Raw genomic sequence first — 24,974 nt, 5'->3', positions numbered from 1 at the left:
CGCCGCGCCGGACGGCCGCCGGTGCGGCCGCACGAGGTGGCGGAGGCGGCCGAGAAGCTGGCCGCCGAACACGATCTGGTGCTGGTCGAGGGCGCGGGCGGGCTGCTCGTACGGTTCGACGAGACGGGGGCGACGCTCGCCGACGCGGCCCGGCTGCTCGGCGCGCCGGTCCTCGTCGTCGCCCACGCGGGCCTCGGCACGCTCAACGCGACCACCCTGACCACCGAGGCGCTGCGCGCCCGCGGGCTGGAGTGCCCCGGCGTCGTCATCGGAAGCTGGCCCGCCGTCGCGGATCTCGCCTCCCGCTGCAATGTGGCCGATCTGCCGGATTCATCCGGTGTCCCGCTGCTGGGCGCCATCCCCCAGGGCGCCCCGGCCCTTCCGCCGGCCGACTTCCGCGCTAAGGCGCCCGGTTGGCTGGCACCCCGGCTGGACGGGAGCTGGGACGCGGCGCGGCTGGCCGCGTAGCGACGCCCCCCGCGTGGGCAGAATCCCGGTATCGGTCCATCGTCCGCACCTGGGACACATCGTCCGTACCTGGGACAAGGGGGAGCTCCCATGCCCGTATGCCGTCGCACGCCCCCGCGTGACGCCGTCCACCACCCGCTCTTCGCCCGCTGCTACGCCAGAATGAGCCCGCTGGCCGACGAACGGGCGGGGATCGGTGAGCTGCGCGGCGAACTGCTGGCCGGGCTGTCCGGCCGGGTCATCGAGATCGGCGCGGGCAACGGGCTGAACTTCCCCCACTACCCCGAAGCCGTCTGCGAGGTGGTCGCCATCGAACCCGAGCGCCATCTGCGGCGGCTGGCCACCCGGGCGGGGCTGCGGGCCGGGGTGCCGGTGGACGTGGTGCCGGGCGTCGCCGAGGCGCTGCCGGTCAAGAGCGAGGCGTTCGACGCGGCGGTGGCCTGTCTGGTGCTGTGCTCGGTGCGCGATGTGCGGCGCGCGCTCACCGAGCTGCTGCGGGTGCTGCGGCCCGGCGGTGAGCTGCGCTTCCTCGAGCACGGGCGCGCCGAGGGGCGGGTCCTGGCGACCGCCCAGCGGGCGCTGGACCGCACGGTGTGGCCGCTGATGTTCGGCGGCTGCCATACGGCACGCGAGGTGCGCTCGGAGATCGCGGCCGCGGGCTTCGAGCCGATCGGCCATCGCCGGCTGCGCATCCCCGAGCGGGGTCCGACGCTACCGACGTCCCCGTGCGTGCTGGGCGCCGCGCGCCGCCCGGTGTCGCCCACGCGTCCGTAACGCCGGGCATCACGTTCCCGTCCGTCAACGCCGGGCATCACGTTCCCGTCCGCCGTCGCATTCCTGTACGCCGGCGTCCGCGGGTGGGCGCATCGGCGGCCGGGTCCCTACCATCGAGGGCACGACGTTCCGATACGGGGAGGCATCGTGTCCACACCGACGGCAACGAAGACGGACGGGTTCGCGGAGGGCGGCGCCCATGCGGCGGCCCGCGCCCGGTCCCTGACCAAGGCGTACGGCAGCGGCGAGACCGCCGTGCTCGCGCTGGACGCGGTGGACGTGGAGATCGAACGGGGCAGGTTCACCGCGGTGATGGGCCCGTCCGGATCCGGCAAGTCCACCCTGATGCACTGTCTGGCCGGTCTCGACACGGTCTCGTCGGGCCAGGCATGGCTGGGCGACACCGAGATCACCGGCCTGGGCGACAAGGAACTGACCCAGCTCCGCCGCGACCGGATCGGCTTCATGTTTCAGTCCTTCAACCTGCTGCCCACGCTCAACGCGGCCGAGAACATCACCCTGCCCATGGACATCGCGGGCCGCAAACCCGACCGGGAGTGGGTGGACCGGGTCATCGACACCCTCGGGCTGCGGGACCGGCTGCGGCACCGGCCCGCCCAGCTCTCCGGCGGACAGCAGCAGCGGGTGGCCTGCGCCCGGGCGCTCGCCTCCCGCCCCGAGCTGATCTTCGCGGACGAGCCCACCGGCAACCTGGACTCACGGTCGGGCCTGGAGGTGCTGCGCTTTCTGCGGGAGGCCGTCGACGAGCTGGGCCAGACGGTCGTCATGGTCACCCACGACCCGAGCGCCGCCGCCCACTCCGATCTGGTGCTCTTCCTCGCCGACGGCCGGATCGTGGACCGGATGGAGCGACCCACGGCCGAGGCGGTGCTGGCACGGATGCGCATCTTCACCAGTGCCACGCCCGGCGCCGAACCGGAACCCGACCCGCTGGGCTGAGCCCCGGGCACCGGCCGCCAGGCCCCCGGCCTCGGCCGCTGCCCGATCGGCCGGACCGGTGAACGAGGGCGAGTGAGCGAGAGTGGGGACGAGGGGCCTCGAACGGCGCCGATCTCGGATACGTTCGCCGTATCCGCGCTCAAGGAGGGCTCATGGCAAGGCCGTTCCGCTTCGGAGTCAATCTGCTCACCCTTGAATCGGCCGAGGCATGGCGGGCGAAGTGCCGCCACGCCGAGCAACTCGGCTATGACGTGCTGCTCACCCCCGACCACCTCGGCAACCCCGCCCCGTTCCCGGCGCTGGCCGCCGCCGCCGAGGCGACCGAGCGCCCACGGCTGGGCACCTTCGTCCTCAACGCCGGGTTCTGGAACCCCGCGCTGCTCGCCCGGGAGGTGGCCACCTGCGACACGCTGACCGACGGCCGGCTGGAGCTCGGCCTGGGCGCCGGCTATGTCAAGGCCGAGCACGACAGCGCCGGGCTGCCCTTCGGTTCACCCCGGGAGCGGGTGGACCACCTGGTGCATACCGTGGCCGAGTTGGAGCGTCTGCTGACCGATACCGAGCACCGGCCACGGCCCGTCCAGTCCCCGCGCCCGCCGCTGCTGCTCGGCGGCAACGGCGACCGGCTGCTGCGGCTGGCGGCGCGCCATGCGGACATCGCGGCCTTCACCGGGGCGGTGCGGGCCCCCGGCAAACCCCAGGGCGCCATGCAGCTCATCAGCCCCGAGGCGCTGGAGGAGCGGGTGGGCGCCTTCCGCCGCTTCGCCGCCGAGGCGGGGAGGACAGAGAGTACGGAGGGGACCGATGGCACGGGAGAGGCCATCGAGCTGAACTACCTCATCCAGATGGCCGGGCCCAGCTCCGACCGGCGCGCCAAGGTGCGTGAGCTGGCCGCCTACGCACCGGGCCTCACCGAGAACCAGATGCTGGAGCACCCCGCGCTGCTGCTGGGCGACGCCAAGGAGATGGCGGAGCAGTTGCGGGCCCACCGCAAGCGGTTCGGCTTCTCGTACTTCACCGTGCTGGAACACAACATGGCGGCGCTCGCCCCGGTGATCGAGGAGCTGCACGGGAGCTGAACAGGCGGAATTCCCGTCGACGCCGCGGTCCGCCCGGTGATGAGCCGGCCGCGGAGCTCGCGTCCCGGGACATCGCGGTGCTGTGCGACAACGCGGGCTTCACCACGTACGGCCCGCAATCCACGCTCGCGCCGGGGCGGGAGCGGCTCCAGGACACGCCGGCCGCGCCCCCGTCCGGAACGCGGGCGCGCTTTTCCCGCACTATTCCCGCGACGGCGCGGCCATGGCGTCGGGGCGCCGCGTGGGGGGAGCCGGAGCCGGCCCTGTCCCGGCGCGCGGCGCGGTACTCGCCCGTGCGATGAGCCTGGGCTCCACAACAGTCGGTCGGGGCGCGGCGTCGGGATCCGCGATGTGTCTCAGCAGGTGAGCCACGGCAAGCGCGCCCATGTGCGCGAACGGCTGCGCGACGGTGGTCAGGGGCGGCGAGCAGTACTCCGCGAGCTCGATGTTGTCGACGCCGACCACGGAGATGTCGTCGGGGACTCGCCTGCCGAGCTCGTGGAGCGCCTTGATCACTCCGAACGCCATCTCGTCGCTGGCCACGAAGACCGCGGTCACGTCCGGGATCCTGCCGAGGATGAGCCCATTGCGGTAGCCCGACGCGGGGGACCAGTCTCCCTCCAGCGGCGGCGGCACCGACCGCCCGGCCGCCTCCAGCGTCGCACGCCAGCCCTCGCGCCTACTGGTGGCGTCCAGCCATTCCTGCGGGCCGGCGACATGCCACACGGTTTCGTGGCCCAGGTCCAGCAGGTACTCGGTGGCCAGGCGCGCCGCCAGCGCCTGGTCGATGGCCACCACTTCGGCCGATTCGGTGCGCGATCCGTCGATGGTGATGGTGGGCGTGGATCGGGTGAACTGTTCGATGCGCTCGCTGCTATGGATCAACGGCACCGCCAGGATGACTCCGTCGACACCCTGGTCGGCCAGCCGGGACAGCGCGCGGTCGATCGCGAACGAGTCGAGAGACGCGGTGGTGGCCATGCTGACCGCGTAGCCGGCGGCCTGGGCCGCGTTCTCGATACCGGAGGTGACGGCCGCGCGCGAGTAGAAGTTGGTCTGAAGATTCACCACGCCGATGGCGCGACTGCGGCCCGAGGACAACACGCGCGCGGCATTGTTCCGGCGGTAGCCGAGCTGGTCCACGGCGGCCATGACCTTGGCACGCGTGCGCTCCTGCACGTTCGGATGCCCTGAGAGCACGCGCGACACCGTCTGCGCCGACACTCCGGCGACCCGGGCCACATCCGCCATTCCGGGCGCTCGCTCCCCGCCGTCGGCACTTCGCTTAGCCATGGATCCCTTCCTTGCCTGCTTCCTCACCATGATATCGCCAACTTCCCCTCAGACAGGGTCCCTGAAGCGCTGCAAGCGCTTGGCAGCAGTTGTATTGGCATCGATAACAACGTGTGCCATAGTTCCAGCCATCAGTGCGCCAGCTCGGGGTGGTACCGGGCTGCGCACACCCGGCCGCGCGGCCACCTCGGAGGTGTTTCCTCCGCGCTGCCATCAGCACATAGGAGGAGCTGTGAAGCGGTTTGCCGTCCTCTGCGCGGGCGTCTTGGGCGCTCTCGGTCTCGCCTTCACCACCGCCGGGTGCTCCGGGTCCGACTCGGACTCGGCATCATCCTCGGGAAAGGCATCGATCACATTCTGGGGCTGGGCTCCCGGTTACGCCGACGCCGTCAAGGCGTTCAACAAGAGCCACCCGGACGTCAAGGTCACGTACCAGGCGGTGCAGCCGGGTGCCAAGGGCGGGTACCAGAAGATGCTGAACGCGGTGAAGGCCGGCAACGCACCGTGTCTGGCCCAGGTCGGCTATGAGACGCTGCCCAGCTTCGCGGCGCAGGGCGCCCTGGAGGATGTCGCCGAGTACGCGTCCCCCAGCAAGGGCGAGTTCCAGGACGCGGCCTGGAAGTCGGTGACCCTGGGCGACAACGTCTACGGCGCGCCCGTCGACACCGGCCCCATGGCGCTCTTCTACAACAAGAAAGTCTTCGCCTCGCTCGGTCTGAAGCCGCCGGCCACCTGGGCCGAGTACAAGACCGCGGCCCGGAAGATCCATGCGTCCGATCCCGACCGGTATATCTCGTCGCCCTACATGGACTACGACTACGCGGGCCTCGCCTGGCAGGCCGGCGCCGACTGGTTCGGTGTCAAGGGTGATGCCTGGCAGGTCAGCATGGCCTCGGCAGCAAACCAGAAGGTCGCCGATTACTGGCAGGGGCTCGCCGACGAGGGGCTCATCAGCGGCGCGCCGATGTACGACCAGGCGTGGTACACGGGGCTCGGCAACGATGACATCGCCACGGTGGTCGGCGCCGTCTGGCAGGCCGGCGTCATCAAGGGCGGTGCCAAGAAGAGCGCCGGCGAGTGGGCGGTGGCGCCGCTGCCCCAGTGGAGCAAGAGCGGCACGCGGGTCGGCAACGCCGGAGGATCCGCCACCGCCGTGCTCAAGGGCTGTGACGATCCCAAGGCGGCCTGGGAGTTCGCCCATTGGCTGAGCACCGACCGCGATACATTCGGAGCCCTCGTCGGCAAGGCCGCGCTCTTCCCCGCCGCGAAGGGGCTGCTCAACCTGGAGCAGTTCACGGCGGGCGACCCGTACTTCGGCGGCCAGAAGATCTACGAGGTGTTCGCCGCCGCCGCCCCGAAGGTCGACTCCGCGTGGACCTGGGGCCCCTTGATGACCAAGACAGCCGCCGACCTCGACGACGGACTGGGCAAGGCGTGGGGCGGCAAGGGCACGATAGCCGACGCCCTGCGGAGGGCGCAGGACAAGACGCTCTCGGAGATGAAGACGCAGGGACTGCGCGTCGCCGAGTGAGCGCACCTGGCACCGGCGGGCGGCCCCTGACAACGGCCTCCCGCCACGCCGACGGCGCGGTACGGCCGCCGCGCGGCCGTGGCAGCCCTCCGCGCCACACTCCAGACCGCCCACCTGAGCCGCAGTGAGGAATGAGCTCGTGACCCAAGGCGCCGCTCCGGCAGTCGCCCGCCACCACCATCGCGCAGGCGGCGCGCCCCCGCCGGAACCCTCCCGCCCCACAGCCGCGAAGGCGCGCCCGCGCCGGTGGAAGCCGCTGCTGTTCTGCGCGCCCTTCATCGTCCTGTTCGCGGCCACGTACGTGGCACCGATCAGCTACGCGGCGGGCAGCAGCCTGTTCACCCTCCACCGGTCCGGGCTCGGGCTCACCGCGCCCAGTGAGGTCTTCGACCCGTTGGGCAACTACGACCGGGCCATCCATGACGGCGGGTTCACGGCGTCGCTGGGCCGGATCGCGCTGTTCGGCGTCGTCCAGGTCCCGTTGATGCTGGTCCTCGCCCTGGTACTGGCGCTGCTGATCGACTCCCGGTCCACCCGGGGCAGGAGCTTCTTCCGGCTCTCCAGCTTCCTCCCGTACGCCATTCCCGGGGTGAGCGCCGCGCTCGTCTGGTCCTTCATGTACTCATCGCAGTCCAGTCCGATCAACCGGCTGCTCGAACCGCTCGGGGTCGCCATCCCCTTCTTCGACCACGATGTCGTGCTGTGGTCGGTCGCCAACGTCGTCACCTGGAGCTGGGCCGGCTACAACATGATCATCATCTACGCGGCGCTACAGGCAATACCCGCGGAGCTGCTGGAGGCGGCGCGGATGGACGGCGCGTCGGCGTTCCGGATCGCCTGGAGCATCAAGATCCCCGCAGTGCGCGGAGCGCTGGTCCTCACCGCGGTGTTCTCCCTCATCGGCTCGGCTCAACTGTTCAACGAGCCGGCGGTGCTCCAGCCGGTCTCCGACGGCTCCGTCTCCTCGTCCTTCACCCCCATCATGTCCGCGCAGAGCGCTCTCGCGGCCGGCAACTACCACTACGCAGCCGCCCAGTCCGTGCTTCTCGCGGTACTGGTGGGAGCTGTGTCGTTCGTCTTCTTCAGGCTGACCAACCGGGGGGAACAGGGATGATGGCGGTCACCGCGGAAAAGCCCCTCATCAGGTCGCGACGGGACACCAGCCCGGCGAGCCGCGGAACGGTCATGGCGTTGCTCGGACTGTCCGCCTTCTACTTCCTCTTCCCGTTGTGGTGGCTGCTGGTCTCGGCCACCAAGCCGTTCGGCGAGCAGTTCAGCGGCACCGGCCTGTGGTTCGACGGCTGGGGTCTGTTCGACAACATCGCCCGCCTGAGCAGCCAGGACGGCGGCATCTTCTGGCGATGGATGCTCAACAGTGTCCTGTACTGCGGGGTCGGCGCACTGCTGGGCACGGCGTTCTCCGCGCTCACCGGATACGCCCTCGCCAAGTACGACTTCCCCGGGCGCGGCGCGCTGTTCGGCGTGGTCCTCGCGGCGGTGCTGGTGCCCAAGGTGCTGTTCACGCTGCCGCTGTACCTGATGTTCTCCGAGGTCCATCTGATCGACAATCCGCTGGCCGTGCTCCTGCCCAGCGTGGTCAGCCCGTTCGGGGTCTACCTCTCGCGGGTCTTCGCCGCCCAGTCGGTGCCCGACGAGGTCCTGGAGGCCGGCCGGCTCGACGGCGCGGGCGAGTTCCGGATCTTCGGGACGATCGGTGTCCGGATGATGCTGCCCGCCCTGGTGACGATCTTCCTGTTCCAGTTCGTGGAGATCTGGAACAACTACCTGCTGCCCGTGATGGTGCTGGGAGACGACCGGCTGCAACCGGTCACCGTCGGTCTGGCCGGCTGGAACGCCAGCCATGTCGCGGTGCCGCCCCCGCTGGTCGTCGTCGGATCGCTCGTGTCCGTCGTCCCGCTTCTGATCGCCTTCCTCGCGCTCCAGCGGTTCTGGCGCGCGGGCATGACCGCCGGAGCCGTCAAGTGAGCGCTTCTTCCCTCGGATCCACCGGCACCGGGCGGCGAGCGCCGGCCCTGGCCCACGCCGACGGGCGGCTGCTGCGCGATGGCCGACCGCACCGCGTCCTCGCCGGCTCTCTGCACTACTTCCGTGTCCATCCCGAGCAGTGGGGTGACCGCCTCCGGCGCCTGTCCGCCCTGGGGCTCAACACCGTGGACACCTATGTCCCGTGGAACTTCCACGAGCGCGCTCCCCAAGACCCCCGCTTCGACGGCTGGCGCGACCTGACCCGGTTCATCCGGCTGGCCGGGGACACCGGCCTGGACGTCATCGTGCGCCCCGGACCGTACATCTGCGCGGAATGGGACAACGGCGGGCTGCCGGCCTGGCTGACCGGCGTCCCCGGGATGCGGCTGCGCACCTGTTACCCGCCGTTCCTGGAGGCGGTCGGAGACTGGTTCGACAAGCTGATCCCGCGCGTCGCCGACCTGCAGTTCAGCCGCGGCGGTCCCGTCGTGGCGGTGCAGATCGAGAACGAGTACGGCAGCCACGGTGACGACCTCGCGTACGTCCACTGGGTGCGGGACGCCCTGGTCGACCGGGGCATCACCGAACTGCTCTACACGGCCGACGGCCCCACCCCGCTGATGCTTGACGGCGGCACCGTTCCCGACGAGCTGGCCGCCGTGACCTTCGGCTCGCGCCCCGCGGAGGCGGCTGCCCTGTTGCGCTCGCGCCGCCCCGGCGAGCCCTTCTTCTGCGCGGAGTTCTGGAACGGCTGGTTCGACCATTGGGGCGAGAAGCATCATGTGCGATCGCCGGAGAGCGCGGCGCGGGACGTGGGCGGCATCCTCGACGCGGGTGGATCGGTGAGCCTGTACATGGCGCACGGGGGTACCAACTTCGGTCTCTGGGCCGGCGCCAACCACGACGGCGAGGCCATACAGCCGACGATCACCAGTTACGACTCGGACGCCCCCATCGCGGAACACGGCGCGCTGACGCCGAAGTTCTTCACGCTCCGGAAGAAGCTCACCGCGTTCGGCGGCGCGCCGGAACGCCCCGTGCCCGCCGCTCCCGCCCTTCTGGAGCCCCGCACCCTCCCGGTGCGCCGGGAGGCAGCGCTACGGGACGCGCTGCGCGCCATGTCCACGCCCGTGCGCGCGCCACTGCCGCTCAGCTTCGAGGAGTTGGGGCAGTCCTCCGGTCTGGTGCTGTACGCGGCCGAGCCTCTGCTGCCCTCAGGCACCCACGAGCTCACCGTCACGGGCCTGCACGACCGGGCCCAGGTCTTCGTCGACGGCGCGCTCGTGGCCGTACTCGACCGCGAGACATCGTCGTGCACCGTGGCCGGCTCCGGGCGGCGCATCCGGCTGGAGCTGCTGGTGGAGAACCAGGGGCGGATCAACTACGGCCCGCTGCTCGGCCAGGGCAAGGGCATCCTCGGCGGGGTGCGCGTGGAGCGGCGGCTGGTGCACGGCTGGACCATGCGCGGGCTGCCGCTCGACGAGTGGACACCCGAGGACGTCGCGCGTGCGACGTCCTCGGCCCGGCCCGGTGGCGCCGCGGGATTCGCCACCGCCCGGCTGACCGTGCGCCGGCCCGCCGACACCTTCATCGCGCTGCCCGGCTTCGCCAAGGGATTCGTATGGGTCAACGGCATACTGCTGGGCCGCTACTGGGAGGTGGGGCCGCAGACCACGCTCTACCTGCCCGGCCCGTTCCTCCGCTCCGGCGAGAACACCCTCACCGTCCTGGAACTCGAACGCTTCGGCCACCACATCGTCCTGCACGACCGGCCCGGCCTCGGGCCGAGTGAGGAGTACGTAGAGACGTTCGACTGACCGGCGCCTCGCCCGCGCTCCATGGAACAGGTCACCTTCCTCGGCGCGTGCGGCGGTGGCGGCGGAAGTCGCCCGTCTGCCGGGCGTACTCGCCCGTCCATGACCGCGGCCCGCACACGCCGCCCGCTCCGGTCGGCAGGTGCCAGGGACCGCACCGAGTTTCAGGGGAAGCCGCCGCAAAAGGGCGTGGCTCCATCGAGAAGAGAAAAGGAGTACCCGTGCCAGCTCCTCGCAGAAGACTCGTCGGTGTGCTTGTCGCCGCGGCATTGGCCGTGGCGGGCGGCAACACGCTGGCGACCGCACCGGCCTCGGCGGACGCGTCCGCGGCCACCTACACCGTGACCGTCGGGGCGAAGGGTTCTTGGACCGACCCGGACGACACGCCGGCCGGCACCTACATCGACAAGGACGGCACCTTCTACTACCAGCAGTCCCACGCCCTCTACGGTGCGAACGACAGCCGTGCGTGGACCTTCTACACCGGCAGCAACTTCGACACCGCCACCCGGTCCGGGGCCATCAGCGACGCGGTGAACCCCGCCAACGGCAACGACAAGAACAACGACACCACTTGGCGGTGCAACAACAGCCCCACCGGGCTGAAGGCGACCTATCCGCCCGCCGGGTCACACTATTCGCAGCGGAACTTCTGCGACCTGGCCGGCGTGTGGGTCGATCCGGACACCGGCCACTGGTACGGCCTGGTGCACAACGAGTTCACCCCGCAGCCCTTCGGTGACGGCATCCACTACGACGCCATCGACTACGCCGTCTCCACCGACCAGGGCAAAACGTGGACCATCAAGGACCATGTCATCACCTCCCCGTACCGCACCGAACGGGGTGACGACGCCGCCTTCCCCCATCAGACCTACCACTACGGTGACGGCGACCAGCGGCTGTTCGTCGACACGGCCTCCGGCTACTTCTACGTCTACTACGGTTCCCGGATCGTGGAGAAGGGCGGCAGTTGGAAGGCTTTCCACGGACACGTGGCCCGCGCCCCCATCTCCGGCAAGATGGCGCCTGGTTCCTGGCAGAAGTGGTACGGCGGCTCCTGGGCCGAGCCCGGCGTGGGCGGCAAAGAGAGCAACATGGTGCCGATCGACTCCGCCACCGACACCGGCTACACCCCCACCTCCGGCGAGTACGACCCGGCGAACACCGGCACGGTGAGCGAGCAGGTCGCGGCCGGCAAGATGCCTCCGACCTCGCCACTATTTGTCATGGACATCACTTACAACGCCTATCTGGGGCTCTACATCGGCCAGCCCCAGGCCGTCGATCAGAGCGGAAAGGCACCCCAGCAGTTCTACGCCACCGACGACCTGTCCAGCCAGAAGTGGCGGCTGATCGGCGACACCGGCGGCTACACCAACGCGTCGTGGTACCGCTGGTTCCTCGACAGCGCCAACAAGACCAGCTCCGCGATCGTCGGCAAGTCCTTCCGCTCCTACTGCTCCTTCGGCTGCTCCGGCGACTCCGCCTCGGAGTACATCAACGTCACCATCGACAGCTCCTCCCGGGCCGCCCCGGTCGCCTCCGGCACCGCCTACCACATCGCCAACGCGAACGGCCGCGTCCTCGCTCAGGTCCCCGGCCGCTCCGCCACCACGTCGGTGGCCGCCACCACCGGATCGGCGCGGGAATCGTGGACCTTCACCGCCAACGGCGACGGCTCCTACCGCATCACCAACGACGCCACCGGCCGACTCCTGGGGGTCGACTCCACCAGGACCGCGGCCCGCGCCTGGGCCACCAAGCCCACGGTCACCGCCGCCAGAAAGGGCGGCCCCACCGTCGGGCAGCAGTGGTTCATCGTCCGAAGCACCTCCTCCAACGGCACCGCCACCGGGACGTACCGCCTGGTCAACCGCTACAGCGGCCTGGTGATCGGCCTGTCCGCAACCTCCGACCGGCGGACCGAGACGACCCCCACCCGCTCCTGGAACGACACCACGGGAAGCAGCGTCGGCGGATCACGAACCGCCGGCGAACAGATCCTGACCCTCACCGAGGTACGAACGGCGTCCCGCCCCCACGACGGCACTGGCCCCGGAAGCCGGCACACCGGCCTGCCGCCGCGGCGATGAGCGGTCGGCTGATGCTCATCCGCCCTGTGGCGCTGGGCTGACCACCGGGTTCCCGGTGCCCCACCGGGAACCCGGTTTCCTCGACGACGCGTACCAGCGCGATCGCGGACCGCCTCATCCTTGCCCCGCCCCGTCGACACCCACTGCACCCCTATGCCGCAAGCACGCGGGGTGCTTGGCCATCGCTCAGTCGTCCACCCGTGATTCCTCCGAGGAGCCAGCATGTCTCGGGCACCAGCCTGCCGCACCGCCCTTCTCACAGCCCTGCTCCTGTTGTTGAGCGCACTCATGAACGTGGTGACGCCTACCCCCGCACAGGCGACCCCCGCCTCGACCGCCATCGCGATCAAGGGCAATAACCCCGGATTGACCTTCGACGGCGTCGGCGCCATCTCGGGCGGCGGCGGCAACTCGCGCCTCCTGGCCGACTACCCCGCGCCGCAACGCGCTCAGATACTCGACTACCTGTTCAAACCCGGCTACGGCGCCTCCCTTCAGACGCTCAAGCTGGAGATCGGCGGGGACACCAACTCCACCGATGGCGCCGAGCCGAGCATCGAGCACACCCGCGGCGCCATCGACTGCGACAACGGCTACCAATGGTGGCTGGCCGAGCAGGCCAAGGCCCGCAACCCCAAGATCAAGCTCGCCGCTCTGTCCTGGGGCGCGCCGGGCTGGATCGGCGGTGGCGACTTCTGGTCCCAGGACACGATCGACTACATAATGGCGTGGATGGGCTGCGCGGCGCAGCACGACCTCACCGTCGAGTACCTGGGCGGCTGGAACGAGCGCGGCTTCGACAAGACCTGGTACCAGAAGCTCAAGAGTGCGCTCGTCTCGCACGGCTACACCGCCACCAAGGTGGTCGCCGCCGACAGCGACTGGGAAGTGGCCGACGCCATGGCCGAGGACCCGGAGTTCAAGGCCGCGGTGGACGTCGTCGGCGCCCACTATCCCTGCGGCTACCTCGGCGCCTATGCCAAGTGCCCCAGTACCACCACCGCTCAGCGGCTGGGCAAGCCGCTGTGGGCGAGTGAGAACGGGTCCCAGGACGCCAACGAGGGTGCTGCCGCGGTGGCACGGTCCGTCAACCGCGGCTATCTCGACGGGAAGATGACCGCCTACTTCAACTGGCCGGTCATCGCCGCGCTCTATCCGAACCTGCACTTCTCCACGGACGGGATGTCGATCGCCAACCAACCCTGGTCCGGCAACTACAGCATCGGCAAGACCACCTGGGTCACCGCACACACCACGCAGTTCACCCGGCCTGGCTGGAAGTACATCGACTCCGCCGGCGGATACCTGGGCGGCGATCGCGGCAACGGCAGTTACGTCACCCTGAAGTCGACCAACGGCAGGGATTACAGCACGGTCGTCGAGACCATGGACGCCACCGCCGAACAGACCGCCACCTTCACCGTCAGCGGCGGCCTGTCCAAGGGGAAGGTCCACGTGTGGGCCACCAACGTGAACTCGGCCGACTCCGCCGACTGGTTCGTCCACCAGCAGGACATCACCCCGGCCTCCGGCAGGTACACCCTCACCCTCCGGCCCGGCTACGTCTACACCGTGACCACCACCACCGGCCAGGGCAAGGGAACCGCCACCCCGCCGGCCCGCGCCGGGCTCACCCTGCCCTACGCGGACGACTTCCAGACGCCCGCCGCAACCACCTCGCCGAAATACTTCTCGGACATGAACGGCGCCTTCCAGACTGTGCCCTGCGGCGGCGGCCGCACTGGTACCTGCCTGCGCCAGATGGCCGCTACTACCCCGATCCGCTGGACCGACGAGCCCTACAGCGCCCCCTATACCTTCATGGGCGACGGAAGCTGGGGCGACTACACCGTCTCCGCCGACGCCCTCTTCGAGGAGTCCGGCACCGTCGAGCTGCTGGGCCGGGTGAACCAGCAGGCCAAGAACAACAACGGCCTCAACGCCTACCACCTGCGGGTCAGCGACACCGGAGCCTGGTCCATCGACAAGAGCGACACCGCCTGGAAGTTCACCACCCTCGCCAGCGGCACCACCGCCAAGCTCGGTACCGGTAGCTGGCACACCATCGCCTTCACTCTTGAGGGCACCACTCTCTCGGCCGCCATCGACGGCAAGGTGGTCGGCAGCGTCACCGACTCCAGCTACGCCAACGGCCAGCCCGGTCTCGGCGTCGCCGACTACCAGACCGACCAGTTCGACAACTTCTCCGTCACCCCCGGCACACCCACACCCACGCCCCCGAACACGGGCCCGATCACCTCGGCCCTGTCCGGCAAGTGCGTCGAGGTGAAGGACGGCTCCCGCACGAACGGCGCGCCGATGCGGCTCGCGGACTGCGACGGCGGCACCAGCCGACAGTGGCGTCGCGTCGGAGGATGAGCCGACGCGCCTCTCTGCCTGACCCATTGAGCAACGGCCGGGGACGGGGCAGTCCCGGCGCCGGACCTGCCCCGGCCCTGCCGTGACGGCGAACAACGACTCAGGGGAATGGAATCATGATCGAGAACGTGGGTGGAATGGGACGTCGGGGCGTGCTCGCGGCGGGCCTGGCCGGGGTGGGCACGGCACTGGTGCCCGTCGGACAGGCCGGCGCCGAGCCGGCCAGGGCGGCGACATCGCACCTCGGCGAGTCCGCCGGCGGCGGGCGCCGAGTGCTGAACTTCAACACCGACTGGGCGTTCTGGCGTGACGACGCCCCAAGCGCTCAGCAGCCCGGGTTCGACGACTCGGCGTGGGCCGCGGTATCGGTGCCGCACACGATGCGACTGGAGCGCAAACGGCCCTCGGTGTACAACGTCTACGCGGGGATCGGCTGGTATCGGCGGTACTTCCGGGTCGATCCGCGGGACCGGGGCCGGCGGCTGACCGTCGTCTTCGACGGTGTCCAGACCCACAGCGTCGTCTACCTGAACGGGGTGAAGCTCGCTGAGCACCACGGCGGCTATCTGGGCTTCGTCGTGGACATCACCGACAAGGTTCACTTCGACCGCGACAACGTCCTCGCGGTCCGCGTGTCGAATCTCGACGACCCGCTCACTCCTCCCGGCAAGCCACGCAACGAGCTGGGATTCCTCACGTACGGCGGTATCTACCGCAACGTCACACTGCGGGTGACGGACCCTGTCCACATCTCGGACCCGCTGGAGGAGGACCTGGTCGCCGGGGCCGGTGTGGCCGTCTCCTACCCGAAGGCGAGTGCGGCCAGGGCGTCGGCCCGGGTCACAACGCATGTCGTGAACAGGACAGGCAAGGCCGTGCAGGTGAGGCTGGCCACGGTCCTGTATGACGCGCGGGGCAGGGCCGTCGCGCGGGCCAAGGCCGACGCGTCGGTCGCGGACCACGGCGGCCACGCCTTCACACAGACACTGAGCGTGACGCGCCCGAACCTGTGGAGCCCCGACTCCCCCTCCTTGTACACGCTGGTCAGCCAGGTCTACCTCGGCAACCGCCTGGTCGACACGGTGAGTACGCGGACCGGCATACGGCGGATCGAGTACAAGGCGGACGGCTTTTACCTCAACGGCGACCGGCTCTATCTCCGGGGCGCCAACTGCCACCAGAACTACGCCTACGTGGGTGACGCCGTGCCGGCGTCGATGAAGTACCGCGAGGCGCTGCGGCTGAAGCTCGGCGGGTTCAACGCCGTACGGGCGGCACACTATCCGCATGACCCGTCCTTCCTCGACGCCTGTGACGAACTGGGCCTGCTCGTCGTGGCCTGCCAGCCGGGCTGGCAGTACTGGAACGGCGACCAGACCTTCGTCAAGCGCACCTACCGTGACATCGCCACGATGATCCGGCGGGACCGCAACCGGCCCTCGGTGATCCTCTGGGAGACCTCGCTGAACGAGACCGGGTACCCGCAATGGTGGGCGAAGGAAGCCAACACCGTCGCTCACGCGGAGCTGCCGGGCGACCAGATGTTCACCTCGGCGGACTACGGCACCTGGGGCGGCGAGTACGGCGTCAACTACAAGGTCGTCAACACCGACGGCTCGGATCCCGCGCCCACCAAGCCGTTCCTCACCCGCGAGTGGGGCGACTGGGAGGACCCGTCCCGGTGCGACCGGGACGACGGCGAGAGCGCCATGGCCGACCAGGTCCTGACCCGCCAGCGCTACCTCGACGGCACCGGCTACTGGGACTGGGGCGGGCTGGACGCCCACGGCCGGATCGGCGGCTACTTCCTGTGGGTCTTCGAGGACTACGGCACCAACGACGCCTACCAGAAGTCCGGCGTGGTCGACATCGACCGGTACCCCAAGTACTGCTACCACTGGCTCAGGTCCATGCAACCGGCAACCAACCCGAACCACGGCGGCCCCATGGTCTTCATCGCCAGCTCCTACGCGGTCTCCTCCGACCTGGACGTGAGGGTCTTCAGCAACACCGACAGCGTCCGGCTGTATCAGAACGGCCGCCTCATCGGGGAGAAGACGCGGAAGCAGAACGCCACGACCGCGCCACACGTGGCAGCCAAGGGTGGCAGCCCCTACTACACATTCACCCTGCCGTCGTTCACCGCCGGAGAGCTCAGGGCCGAGGGCTACCTGAACGGCACGCTCGCCGCGACCCACCAGGTCAACACCCCCGGCGCCGCCCACCACCTCGAGCTCGTCGCCGACGACGCGGGCGGCCGGGCCGCCCTGACCGACCTGCTGGCCTCCTCTCTCGGCGACAACTCGGAAAAGGGGAAGCAGGCCGCACGGAAGCTGCTGGGTGGGATGAAGCCCGGCCGGGTGGAAACGCTCATCGACCGGGTCGGCGAGATCCGCGGTCGCGCGCTGCCGGCCGAGGAGGCCAAGGCGCTGCGCCGATACGCCCGGCTACTCGATCGCATCCAGCCCGTGGCCGACGGTTCGGACCTCATTCCGGTGTTCATCAAGGTCGTCGACGCCGACGGCACGCTGGTCGCCGACTCCTCCGCCCTCGTCACCCTGGAGGTGAGCGGAGCCGGCGCCCTGGTCGGCGACGGCATCCCGCGGATCGCGGCGCAGACCCAGAAGGTCCAGGGTGGCATCGGCTACGCCCTGATCGCCACCAAGACCTCCAGCGGCCCCGTCACCCTCACCGCGACCACGGATGGGCTGCACAGCGGCCGGTACACCGTGCGGACCGCGCCCTACTCCGGTTCCCATGTCCCCGATGGCACTCACCCCGCATGGAAGGACATCTCCACGCTGGAGAATCAGGGCGCCCAGAACCTGGCCCTGTTCAAGCCGACGACCGCCTCCAGCTCGCAGTCCGGCAACGGGCCGGCCAACGCTGTGGACGACGAAGGGCACACCAAGTGGGTCGGGGGCGGCCCGGCCTCGGCTTGGTGGCAGGTCGATCTCGGCACGCCGGCCGACATCGAACAGTTCCAGATCGTCTGGGAAACCGACCAGACCAGCTACAGGTACCGGATCCTGGCCTCCGACGACGCCAGCACATGGACCACCGTCGTCAACGCGGAGGACAACACCGCCAAGGTCGCCACCGTCAGCCACCAGGTGCGGACCAAGGCGCGTCATGTGCGCGTCGACATCATCTCCGCGGGCACCTGGTGGCCGTCCCTACGCGAGTTCCGCGCGGTGCCGCCCGGTGGCAGCGGCGGCACGCCCCCGGCCGATCCCGGCCCGAAGATCCCCCACGATCGGATCAAGGCGGTCACCGCGTCCAGTCACGCCGACGGCTTCGAACCCGACAAGGCGTTCGACGGGGACATCACGTTCGGCACCGGGTGGAGCGCCTCCTCCCCGACGGTCCCCCAGACGCTGACCGCGGAGCTGACCGGCGCGCACAACCTCGACGGAGTGCGCATCCACTGGGGCAAGGACAGCAACTGGTACACCTTCGATGTGCAGACCTCCACGGACGGCGCCACCTGGAAGACGGTCATCTCGGAGTTGACCCGAGGCGGCCAGTACACCCTCCCCGAAGTCTTCAGCGCGACGAACGTGCGCCAGATCCGCATCGTCGTCACCAAGGTCACCGGCGGGGGCGCGCAGACCGTCGCCGGCATCGCGGAGGTGATCCTTTACGGCACAACGGCGTAAGGGCGCCGACCGAGACGAGCCTCCCGCTCCCACCGATCGGCGTGGCCGACCACCCCTTGACTTGAGATAGCGCCACGACGCAAGGAGTGCCCGCCCCGCAGCCGGAGGTGCCAGGACAAGTGGCACCTCCGGCATCTGAAGGTCGGGCACGGGCGACGAGCCGGCCGGACGCGGCGCCTGCACCGAGACAGCGAGCATTCCTCCGGTCCCTGGCGGATCATGGGACGGAGGTGAACCGATGACCGAAGTCCTCCTCCTGGCCGTGGCCCTCCTCCTGGCGGTGACCTGCGGCGCCTTCGTCGCGGCGGAGTTCTCGCTGACCACGGTCGAGCGCGGCGAGCTGGAACGGGCGGCCGAACGCGGGGAGCGCGGTGCGGCCGGGGCGCTGAAGGCCGTGCGGAGCCTCACCTACCAGCTCTCCGGCGCGCAACTCGGCATCACCGTGACCAATCTGGTCGTCGGCATGCTGGCCGAGCCGTCCGTCGCGGCCCTGCTGGCCGGGCCGCTCACCGCGATCGGCGTACCCCAGTCGGCCGTACGCTCGACCGCGCTGGTGCTCGGCACCTTTCTGTCGACCGTCGTGCTGATGGTCGTGGGCGAGCTGGTGCCCAAGAACTGGGCCATCTCCCGGCCGCTGCCGGTCGCCAAGGCCGTGGCCACCCCGCAGCGCGTCTTCAGCTCCGTCTTCCGCCCGCTGATCAGCCATCTCAACAACACCGCCAACCGCACCGTGCGCCGGATGGGCCTGGAGCCCGCCGAGGAGCTGGCCTCCGCGCGCGGCCCGCAGGAGCTGATCGCCCTCGCCCGCCACTCCGCCAAGGAGGGCGCGCTGGAGAAGGACACCGCCGAGCTGTTCGTCCGCACCCTGAACCTCGCCGAGCTCACCGCGGAGAACGTGATGACCCCGAGGGTGCGGGTGGTGGCGCTGGACGTACGGGCCACCGCCGAGGACGTCGCCAACGCCACCCGCGCCACCGGGCTGTCCCGCTTCCCCGTCTACCAGAGCAGCCTGGACACGGTGACCGGCCTCGTCCACATCAAGGACGTCCTGGCGGTCCCCGCCGAGGAGCGGCCCCGCCGCCCGGTCTCCGATCTGATGCGCGAGGCGCTGTTCGTCCCGGAGCCGCTGACCGTGGACCGGCTGCTGGACCGGCTCTCGGCGCAGCGCAGCATGGCCGTGGTCATCGACGAGTACGGCGGTACGGCCGGGGTCGTCACCCTGGAGGACATCGTCGAGGAGGTGGTCGGCGAGGTCCACGACGAGCACGATCCGCAGGAGACCGCCCATCTGATGCCGATGGGCCGGGACGCGGAGGGCCATGCGCTGTACGACGCGGACGGCGCGGCCCGCATGGATCAGCTCGCCCGCATCGGGCTGCGGGTGCCGCCGGGCCCGTACGAGACGCTGGCCGGGCTGATCGCCACCGAGCTGGGCCGGATCCCCGCCGTCGGCGACACCGTCGAGCCGGAGGGCTGGTCCGTGGAGGTGCGCAAGGTGACCAGCCACCGGGCGGCCCGGGCCCGGCTGCGGTCGCCGCTGCGCGGTACCGGGAGCGATGGCGACGGCGGCGTGCCCGGTGCCGAGGGGGCGACGGGCCGATGACCGTCCTCCAGCTCCTGATCGGCCTGCTGACGCTGGTCTTCAACGCCTTCTTCGTGGGCGCGGAGTTCGCCCTGATCTCGGTGCGCCGCAGCCAGATCGATCCGCACGCCCAGCAGGGCGACCGGCGGGCGCGGTCCGTGCTGTGGGCCCTGGAGCACCTCTCCGCGCTGCTGGCCGCGGCCCAGCTCGGGATCACGCTGTGCACACTGGTGCTGGGCGCCGTGGCGGAACCGGCCATCGCGCATCTGCTGGAGCCGTTCTTCCATGTGGTGGGGCTGCCGCTGGGTCTGGTGCATCCGGTCTCGTTCGTGATCGCGCTGACCGTGGCCACCTATCTGCACATGCTGTTCGGCGAGATGGTGCCGAAGAACGTGGCGCTGGCCGAGCCGGTGCGCACCGTGCTGCTGCTCGGCCCGCCCCTGGTCGCCCTCGCCCGCACCCTGCGGCCGGTGATCTTCGGCGTGAACTCCCTGGCGAACGGGCTGCTGAAGCTGATGCGCGTGGAGCCCAAGGGCGAGGTCGCGGCGACCTTCTCCGATGCCGAGCTGGCCCGGATGGTCTCGGACTCCAGCGAGGCCGGACTGCTGGACGACCGGTCCACCGAGCGGCTGCGGGACGCGCTGGAGCTGGGCAGGCGACGGGTGCGGGATGTGGTGCTGCCCATGGATCAGGTGGTCAAGGCGCAGCTCGGGGTGACCCCGGAGGAGCTGGAACAACTGGCTGCGCGGACCGGCTTCTCACGGTTCCCGGTGGTCGACGACTCCGGGCGGATCCTGGGCTATCTGCATGTGAAGGACGCGCTGGACGCACGGCCCCGGGATGTGCCGTTCCGCCCCGATCAGCTACGCCCGATCCCCCGGGTGCGGTCGCATACGCCGCTGGACGACGTGCTCACCGCGATGCGCGACAGCAGCACCCACCTTGCGGCGGTCATCGCCGCGGACGGACGGCTGGAGGGGCTGGTGACGATGGAGGACGTGCTGCGCGAGCTGGTCGCCTGATCACGTATGCGGGCGCGCTGTCATTCCCCATCGTGTCCGGTCACTCCTCGGTGCGTCTGGACTCATGGGCGATGATGCACTCCTGCCAGTGGGCCAGCGCCTCCTCCCGTCCGCCGCCGCCCTCCTCGGCCACCGCCACCAGCGCATGGGCGGCCATCGCGGCGAGCCGCACCGCGACCCGGCACGCGTCGCGCATCTCGAGCGGCTCCAGAAGGGCGGCGGCGCCCTCCCCGTCGTCGGCGAGCGCGGCGGCGACGATGGCCATGGTCGTGCGGTCGCATTCGAAGGCATCCACGTCGACCAGACTGCCCCGCCACACGGCACGCGGAACCCCGCGCGGTCCAAGCGGGCCAATCGGAGGTCATCGCCCGGACGGTCGCGCGAGGCTCAGTGGCGGGGGGCCGGGGGCGCTGCCCGGGCCGGTGCCGGGCCGGGTGCCCATCGGGTCGTAGCGGAAGATCACGTATTCGATCCGGCCGATGACCTTGGTGCGGTTCGTCCGCCGGTACAGCTCCGGTGGCCGGAAGATGTTGTCGTCGTAGATGTCCGCGCCGGGCTCCACATTCCAACTGGCGGTCGTCCCGTTCCGCGCCCCGCCCTCGAAGTAGATGTGGGTCATCGCCATGCGGCTCATCATGCTCGCGGTCGGCGGTCAACGCAGCCCGCACACCGGGATAGGATCTCCTGCGCCATGCAGACGAACATCACCTACAGCAGCTTTGTCGCGGTCGGCGACTCCTTCACCGAGGGCATGTCGGACCGGCTCCCGGACGGCACCTACCGAGGCTGGGCGGATCTGCTCGCCGGGCGGCTCGCGGCCCACAGCCCCGGCTTCCGATACGCCAACCTCGCGGTCCGCGGCAAGCTGATCGGGCAGATCGTCGAGGAGCAGACGGGCCCGGCGGCGGCCATGGGCGCCGATCTGGTGACCCTGGTCGGCGGGCTGAACGATGTGCTGCGGCCGAAATGCGATGTGGGCCGGGTGTGCGCCCTGCTGGAGGAGGCCGTCGAGCGGCTGGCGCCCACCTGCAAGCGGCTGGTGCTGATGCGCAGCCCGGGGCGGCGCGGGCCGGTGTTCGAGCGGTTCCAGCCACGGATGGAGCGGCTGTTCTCGGTCATCGACGAACTGGGCGCACGCCATGACGCGACCGTCGTGGACCTGTTCGCCTCCCAGGCCGTCGGGGACCCCCGGATGTGGGACGAGGACCGGCTGCATCTGAACGCCGAGGGGCACCGGCGGGTCGCCGAGGCCATATGGCAGGCGCTGGGCCATGAGCCGGAGTCCGACTGGAACGCGCCCCTGCCGCCCCCGGTGCCCGTCGGCTGGATAGCCCGCCGCACCTCGGATGTGCGGTTCGCCCGCCAGCACCTCGGGCCGTGGATCGGCAGGCGGCTGACCGGCCGCTCCTCGGGCGACGGCCGCGCCCCCAAGCGCGCCGAGCTGCTGCCGTACGAGGACTGATCCTCAGCGATCCGAAGCTGATGCGTGGCTCATCCGCGGGACCGGTGCGCCGCCCGCGCCCCGGGCCCTTCGGGGGGCGTCCCTCGGCCACCGGTCTGGCCTGCGAGGACGGCCAGTAGACTCTGTGCACGTGACTGGTAAGCCGCGCATTCCGAACGTCCTGGCCAACCGCTACGCCTCCGCGGAGCTGGCCGTCCTGTGGTCCCCCGAGTACAAGGTGACGCTGGAGCGGCGGCTGTGGCTCGCCGTGCTGCGCGCCCAGAAGGACCTGGGAATCGAGGTGCCGGACGCCGCCCTCGCCGACTACGAGCGGGTCCTGGAGACCGTCGACCTGGCCTCGATCGCCGAGCGCGAGAAGGTCACCCGCCACGATGTGAAGGCCCGGATCGAGGAGTTCAACGCCCTCGCCGGTCATGAGCACGTCCACAAGGGCATGACCTCCCGCGACCTCACCGAGAACGTGGAGCAGCTCCAGATCCGGCTCTCCCTGGAGCTGGTACGGGACCGTACCGTCGCGGTGCTGGCCCGGCTCGGCAAGCTGGCCGCCGAGCACGCCGAGCTGGTGATGGCCGGCCGGTCGCACAATGTGGCGGCGCAGGCCACCACGCTCGGCAAGCGGTTCGCCACCGCGGCGGACGAGCTGCTGGTGGCGTACGGGCGGCTGGAGGACCTGCTGGGCCGCTACCCGCTGCGGGGCGTCAAGGGCCCGGTCGGCACCGCGCAGGACATGCTGGACCTGCTCAGTGGCGATGCGGAGAAGCTGGCCGAGCTGGAGCGGCGGGTCGCCGCCCACCTCGGCTTCGCGCAGGCGTTCACCTCCGTCGGCCAGGTCTATCCGCGCTCGCTGGACTACGACGTGGTCACCGCGCTGGTGCAGCTTGCCGCGGCCCCGTCCTCGCTGGCCAAGACCATCCGGCTGATGGCCGGACATGAGCTGGTGACCGAGGGCTTCAAGCCCGGCCAGGTCGGCTCGTCCGCGATGCCGCACAAGATGAACACCCGCTCCTGCGAGCGCGTCAACGGCCTCGCCGTGATCCTGCGCGGCTACGCCTCGATGACCGGGGAGCTGGCGGGCGACCAGTGGAACGAGGGCGATGTCTCCTGCTCGGTGGTGCGCCGGGTCGCGCTGCCAGACGCCTTCTTCGCCTTCGACGGGCTGCTGGAGACCTTCCTGACCGTGCTCGACGAGTTCGGCGCCTTCCCCGCCGTGATCGCCCGTGAGCTGGACCGTTATCTGCCCTTCCTGGCCACGACGAAGGTGCTGATGGGTGCCGTCCGGGCCGGGGTGGGCCGCGAGGTCGCCCATGAGGCCATCAAGGAGAACGCGGTGGCCGCGGCGCTGGCCATGCGCGAGCAGGGCGCCGAGCGCAATGAGCTGCTCGACTCGCTCGCCGCCGATGAGCGCATCCCGCTGGACCGGGCCGGTCTCGACGCGCTGATGGACGACAAGCTCTCCTTCACGGGCGCGGCCGCGAACCAGGTCGGCGCGGTGGTCGCCCGGATCGAGGAGATCGTCAAGGAGCGCCCGGCGGCCGCCGCCTACACCCCCGGCTCGATCCTCTGACGCCCGCGATGACCCCCGCCGAACTGGAGGCCGCCCGCGACCGCCTCGTCCCCGATGTGGTCGCGGACGGCCTGCGGGTCCTCTTCTGCGGTATCAACCCCGGGCTGATGACGGCCGCCACCGGCCACCACTTCGCCCGCCCCGGCAACCTCCCCCAGACTCCGTCTGGGAGGTGCCCCCCTCTGGCCCACCCTGCACGCTTCGGGCTTCACCCCCCCGGCAGTTGCACCCGTCCGAGCAGTCGGAGCTGGTCCGCTACGGCCTGGGCATCACCAATGTGGTGGCGCGCGCCAGTGCGCGGGCCGACGAGCTGAGCGACCAGGAGTACCGGGAGGGCGGCCGGATCCTGGAGGAGAAGGTGCTCCGGCTGCGGCCACGCTGGCTGGCGGTGGCCGGGGTCACCGCCTACCGGGTCGCGTTCGGCGACAAGAAGGCGAAGATCGGCCCGCAGACGCGCACGATAGGTGACACCCGCATCTGGGCCCTGCCGAATCCCAGCGGGCTCAACGCGCACTGGACACTGACGACGATGGCGGAGGAGTACGGCCGCCTGCGCACCGCCGCCGAGGCGGACGGCTAGCCGGACACCGAGACTAGCCGGACACCGAGACGGGACGGAGGGGCGTCATATCGTGCCCTCCTCCCCTATCGCCACCAGCAACTGGAACGGCAGCTCGCGGTCGCCCTGCCCCACGCCCAGCCCGACCCAGCGGCCGTCGAGGCGCCAGACGCTCAGCTCGGGCACATAACCGCACAGGGTGTCCAGCGGGGGCGGAACGGGCTCGCCCATCGCCGAGCGCTCCAGGGAGTCGGTGAGATCGAGGACATCGGGGGCGCCCCACCGTAAGGTCAGCACCTGGACCAGGACGCTCAGCTCGGCCTCGAACTCCTCCAGCACCTCCTCGACCCGGGTCAGATCGGCGTCCCAGAAATCCTCGCTGACGCGGAGGTCGGCGACATGGAATCCGGGGCCGCTCGCCACCCGCCCGTCGGCGGCCCGCTGCGCGGGGAAGTCCCGCGCGCGCAACTGCTCGATCGTGGCCACGTGGTCCGCCGTACTGGTCATCGGGGACCTCCGAGGAGACCCCCGCCTTCAGGCGGGGGAGGGGCCGGGCTCCTGCGGTGCAGGGCAAGGGAAGGCGAGTCGCCGCCAAGGCGGTTCGGTGTCCGCCGCTGACAACTCGGCAGGCGATCACCATCTGATGCGCTAACTTGTGAGCCATGGCCACTCACGTGAGGCGGGCATTCAAGTACCGCTTCTATCCGACCGATGCGCAGGCGGCCGAGCTGTCGCGTACGTTCGGG

General features: G+C 70.4%; 20 protein-coding genes and 1 pseudogene. 17 read left to right on the top strand and 4 right to left on the bottom strand.

All coding sequences use genetic code 11. The features are described from left to right. The 4 genes from bioD to KN815_RS26825 form a co-directional block, all read left to right on the top strand. Nucleotides 1-468, top strand: a 468-nt coding sequence (gene bioD / locus KN815_RS26840; RefSeq protein ID WP_216344480.1) for an ATP-dependent dethiobiotin synthetase BioD, incomplete at its 5' end; no start/stop codon positions are given. 90 nt (nucleotides 469-558) lie between these two features. After that, the gene (locus KN815_RS26835) at nucleotides 559-1,242 is read left to right on the top strand and encodes a class I SAM-dependent methyltransferase (protein WP_216344479.1); all 684 of its coding nucleotides are present in this window, start codon (nucleotides 559-561) and stop codon (nucleotides 1,240-1,242) included. A gap of 147 nt (nucleotides 1,243-1,389) precedes the next feature. Continuing rightward, nucleotides 1,390-2,202, top strand: a complete 813-nt coding sequence (locus tag KN815_RS26830; protein WP_216344478.1) for an ABC transporter ATP-binding protein — start codon at nucleotides 1,390-1,392, stop codon at nucleotides 2,200-2,202. Between the two features lie 152 nt (nucleotides 2,203-2,354). Beyond that, a complete protein-coding gene (locus KN815_RS26825; protein ID WP_216344477.1) occupies nucleotides 2,355-3,281 on the top strand; it encodes a TIGR03621 family F420-dependent LLM class oxidoreductase in 927 nt (308 codons plus the stop codon). 201 nt (nucleotides 3,282-3,482) lie between these two features. On the opposite strand, the gene KN815_RS26820 is transcribed toward KN815_RS26825, so the two are convergent. Then, nucleotides 3,483-4,532, bottom strand: a complete 1,050-nt coding sequence (locus KN815_RS26820) for a LacI family DNA-binding transcriptional regulator (protein WP_253209265.1) — start codon at nucleotides 4,530-4,532, stop codon at nucleotides 3,483-3,485. 274 nt (nucleotides 4,533-4,806) lie between these two features. Here KN815_RS26820 and KN815_RS26815 point away from each other — a divergent pair, with 274 nt between their 5' ends. The 9 genes from KN815_RS26815 to KN815_RS26775 all read left to right on the top strand — a co-directional run bounded on the left by KN815_RS26815 (nucleotide 4,807) and on the right by KN815_RS26775 (nucleotide 20,643). Further along, nucleotides 4,807-6,105 carry an ABC transporter substrate-binding protein gene (locus tag KN815_RS26815; protein WP_253209264.1) on the top strand — a complete coding sequence of 433 codons (1,299 nt, stop codon included), beginning with the start codon at nucleotides 4,807-4,809 and terminating at the stop codon, nucleotides 6,103-6,105. 139 nt (nucleotides 6,106-6,244) lie between these two features. Further along, nucleotides 6,245-7,219, top strand: a complete 975-nt coding sequence (locus KN815_RS26810) for a carbohydrate ABC transporter permease (protein ID WP_216344476.1) — start codon at nucleotides 6,245-6,247, stop codon at nucleotides 7,217-7,219. Further along, nucleotides 7,216-8,091, top strand: coding sequence for a carbohydrate ABC transporter permease (locus KN815_RS26805; protein ID WP_216344475.1), 876 nt, complete (start codon nucleotides 7,216-7,218; stop codon nucleotides 8,089-8,091). The genes KN815_RS26810 and KN815_RS26805 overlap by 4 nt, the downstream gene beginning before the upstream one ends. Beyond that, on the top strand, nucleotides 8,088-9,908 hold the full coding sequence (locus KN815_RS26800) for a glycoside hydrolase family 35 protein (RefSeq protein ID WP_216344474.1): 1,821 nt from the start codon (nucleotides 8,088-8,090) through the stop codon (nucleotides 9,906-9,908). Before KN815_RS26805 ends, KN815_RS26800 begins: the two co-directional genes overlap by 4 nt. Before the next feature lie 218 nt (nucleotides 9,909-10,126). Then, nucleotides 10,127-12,001 (top strand): RICIN domain-containing protein, encoded by a 1,875-nt coding sequence (locus KN815_RS26795; RefSeq protein WP_216344473.1) that lies wholly within the window; start codon nucleotides 10,127-10,129, stop codon nucleotides 11,999-12,001. Between the two features lie 222 nt (nucleotides 12,002-12,223). Next, nucleotides 12,224-14,380 (top strand): LamG-like jellyroll fold domain-containing protein, encoded by a 2,157-nt coding sequence (locus KN815_RS26790; RefSeq protein ID WP_216344472.1) that lies wholly within the window; start codon nucleotides 12,224-12,226, stop codon nucleotides 14,378-14,380. Nucleotides 14,381-14,496: 116 nt separating this feature from the next. Further along, complete coding sequence (locus KN815_RS26785) at nucleotides 14,497-18,039, top strand: discoidin domain-containing protein (RefSeq protein ID WP_216344471.1); 3,543 nt, start codon at nucleotides 14,497-14,499, stop codon at nucleotides 18,037-18,039. A gap of 238 nt (nucleotides 18,040-18,277) precedes the next feature. Next, on the top strand, nucleotides 18,278-19,642 hold the full coding sequence (locus KN815_RS26780) for a hemolysin family protein (RefSeq protein WP_216344470.1): 1,365 nt from the start codon (nucleotides 18,278-18,280) through the stop codon (nucleotides 19,640-19,642). After that, complete coding sequence (locus KN815_RS26775) at nucleotides 19,639-20,643, top strand: hemolysin family protein (RefSeq protein ID WP_216344469.1); 1,005 nt, start codon at nucleotides 19,639-19,641, stop codon at nucleotides 20,641-20,643. Before KN815_RS26780 ends, KN815_RS26775 begins: the two co-directional genes overlap by 4 nt. 40 nt (nucleotides 20,644-20,683) lie before the next feature. On the opposite strand, the gene KN815_RS26770 is transcribed toward KN815_RS26775, so the two are convergent. Continuing rightward, the gene (locus KN815_RS26770; protein ID WP_014056689.1) at nucleotides 20,684-20,908 is read right to left on the bottom strand and encodes a hypothetical protein; all 225 of its coding nucleotides are present in this window, start codon (nucleotides 20,906-20,908) and stop codon (nucleotides 20,684-20,686) included. Nucleotides 20,909-21,004: 96 nt separating this feature from the next. Beyond that, on the bottom strand, nucleotides 21,005-21,268 hold the full coding sequence (locus KN815_RS26765) for a hypothetical protein (RefSeq protein ID WP_253209262.1): 264 nt from the start codon (nucleotides 21,266-21,268) through the stop codon (nucleotides 21,005-21,007). A gap of 66 nt (nucleotides 21,269-21,334) precedes the next feature. Between KN815_RS26765 and KN815_RS26760 the strand changes: the two genes are divergently transcribed. The 3 genes and pseudogenes from KN815_RS26760 (at nucleotide 21,335) to mug (ending at nucleotide 24,249) form a co-directional block, all read left to right on the top strand. Then, entirely contained in the window at nucleotides 21,335-22,105 is a 771-nt protein-coding gene (locus KN815_RS26760; RefSeq protein ID WP_216344468.1) for an SGNH/GDSL hydrolase family protein, read from the top strand. A 130-nt stretch (nucleotides 22,106-22,235) separates the two neighbouring features. After that, nucleotides 22,236-23,669 (top strand): adenylosuccinate lyase, encoded by a 1,434-nt coding sequence (gene purB, locus KN815_RS26755; protein WP_216344467.1) that lies wholly within the window; start codon nucleotides 22,236-22,238, stop codon nucleotides 23,667-23,669. Nucleotides 23,670-23,677: 8 nt separating this feature from the next. Beyond that, nucleotides 23,678-24,249, top strand: a pseudogene (gene mug / locus KN815_RS26750) (G/U mismatch-specific DNA glycosylase). A gap of 45 nt (nucleotides 24,250-24,294) precedes the next feature. Here mug and KN815_RS26745 read toward each other — a convergent pair. Next, complete coding sequence (locus tag KN815_RS26745) at nucleotides 24,295-24,735, bottom strand: hypothetical protein (RefSeq protein ID WP_216344466.1); 441 nt, start codon at nucleotides 24,733-24,735, stop codon at nucleotides 24,295-24,297. Nucleotides 24,736-24,890: 155 nt separating this feature from the next. On the opposite strand from KN815_RS26745, the gene KN815_RS26740 reads away from it, so the two are divergent. Next, nucleotides 24,891-24,974: helix-turn-helix domain-containing protein (locus KN815_RS26740; RefSeq protein ID WP_216344481.1), on the top strand; the 84-nt coding region annotated here is incomplete at its 3' end.

The organism is Streptomyces niphimycinicus, from assembly GCF_018883605.1.
Lineage (GTDB): Bacteria > Actinomycetota > Actinomycetes > Streptomycetales > Streptomycetaceae > Streptomyces > Streptomyces niphimycinicus.
This window is presented reverse-complemented; position numbering and strand designations above follow the sequence as displayed.

What these genes read in the sequence shown, in the direction of transcription:
- KN815_RS26770 (WP_014056689.1), bottom strand. Translation starts at nt 20,908, where the DNA reads ATGGCCATCGTCGCCGCCGCGCTCGCCGACGACGGGGAGGGCGCCGCC.
- KN815_RS26765 (WP_253209262.1), bottom strand. Translation starts at nt 21,268, where the DNA reads ATGGCGATGACCCACATCTACTTCGAGGGCGGGGCGCGGAACGGGACG.
- KN815_RS26820 (WP_253209265.1), bottom strand. Translation starts at nt 4,532, where the DNA reads ATGGCGGATGTGGCCCGGGTCGCCGGAGTGTCGGCGCAGACGGTGTCG.
- KN815_RS26825 (WP_216344477.1), top strand. Translation starts at nt 2,355, where the DNA reads ATGGCAAGGCCGTTCCGCTTCGGAGTCAATCTGCTCACCCTTGAATCG.
- KN815_RS26775 (WP_216344469.1), top strand. Translation starts at nt 19,639, where the DNA reads ATGACCGTCCTCCAGCTCCTGATCGGCCTGCTGACGCTGGTCTTCAAC.
- KN815_RS26760 (WP_216344468.1), top strand. Translation starts at nt 21,335, where the DNA reads ATGCAGACGAACATCACCTACAGCAGCTTTGTCGCGGTCGGCGACTCC.
- KN815_RS26790 (WP_216344472.1), top strand. Translation starts at nt 12,224, where the DNA reads ATGTCTCGGGCACCAGCCTGCCGCACCGCCCTTCTCACAGCCCTGCTC.
- KN815_RS26805 (WP_216344475.1), top strand. Translation starts at nt 7,216, where the DNA reads ATGATGGCGGTCACCGCGGAAAAGCCCCTCATCAGGTCGCGACGGGAC.
- KN815_RS26745 (WP_216344466.1), bottom strand. Translation starts at nt 24,735, where the DNA reads ATGACCAGTACGGCGGACCACGTGGCCACGATCGAGCAGTTGCGCGCG.
- KN815_RS26835 (WP_216344479.1), top strand. Translation starts at nt 559, where the DNA reads ATGCCCGTATGCCGTCGCACGCCCCCGCGTGACGCCGTCCACCACCCG.
- KN815_RS26785 (WP_216344471.1), top strand. Translation starts at nt 14,497, where the DNA reads ATGATCGAGAACGTGGGTGGAATGGGACGTCGGGGCGTGCTCGCGGCG.
- KN815_RS26780 (WP_216344470.1), top strand. Translation starts at nt 18,278, where the DNA reads ATGACCGAAGTCCTCCTCCTGGCCGTGGCCCTCCTCCTGGCGGTGACC.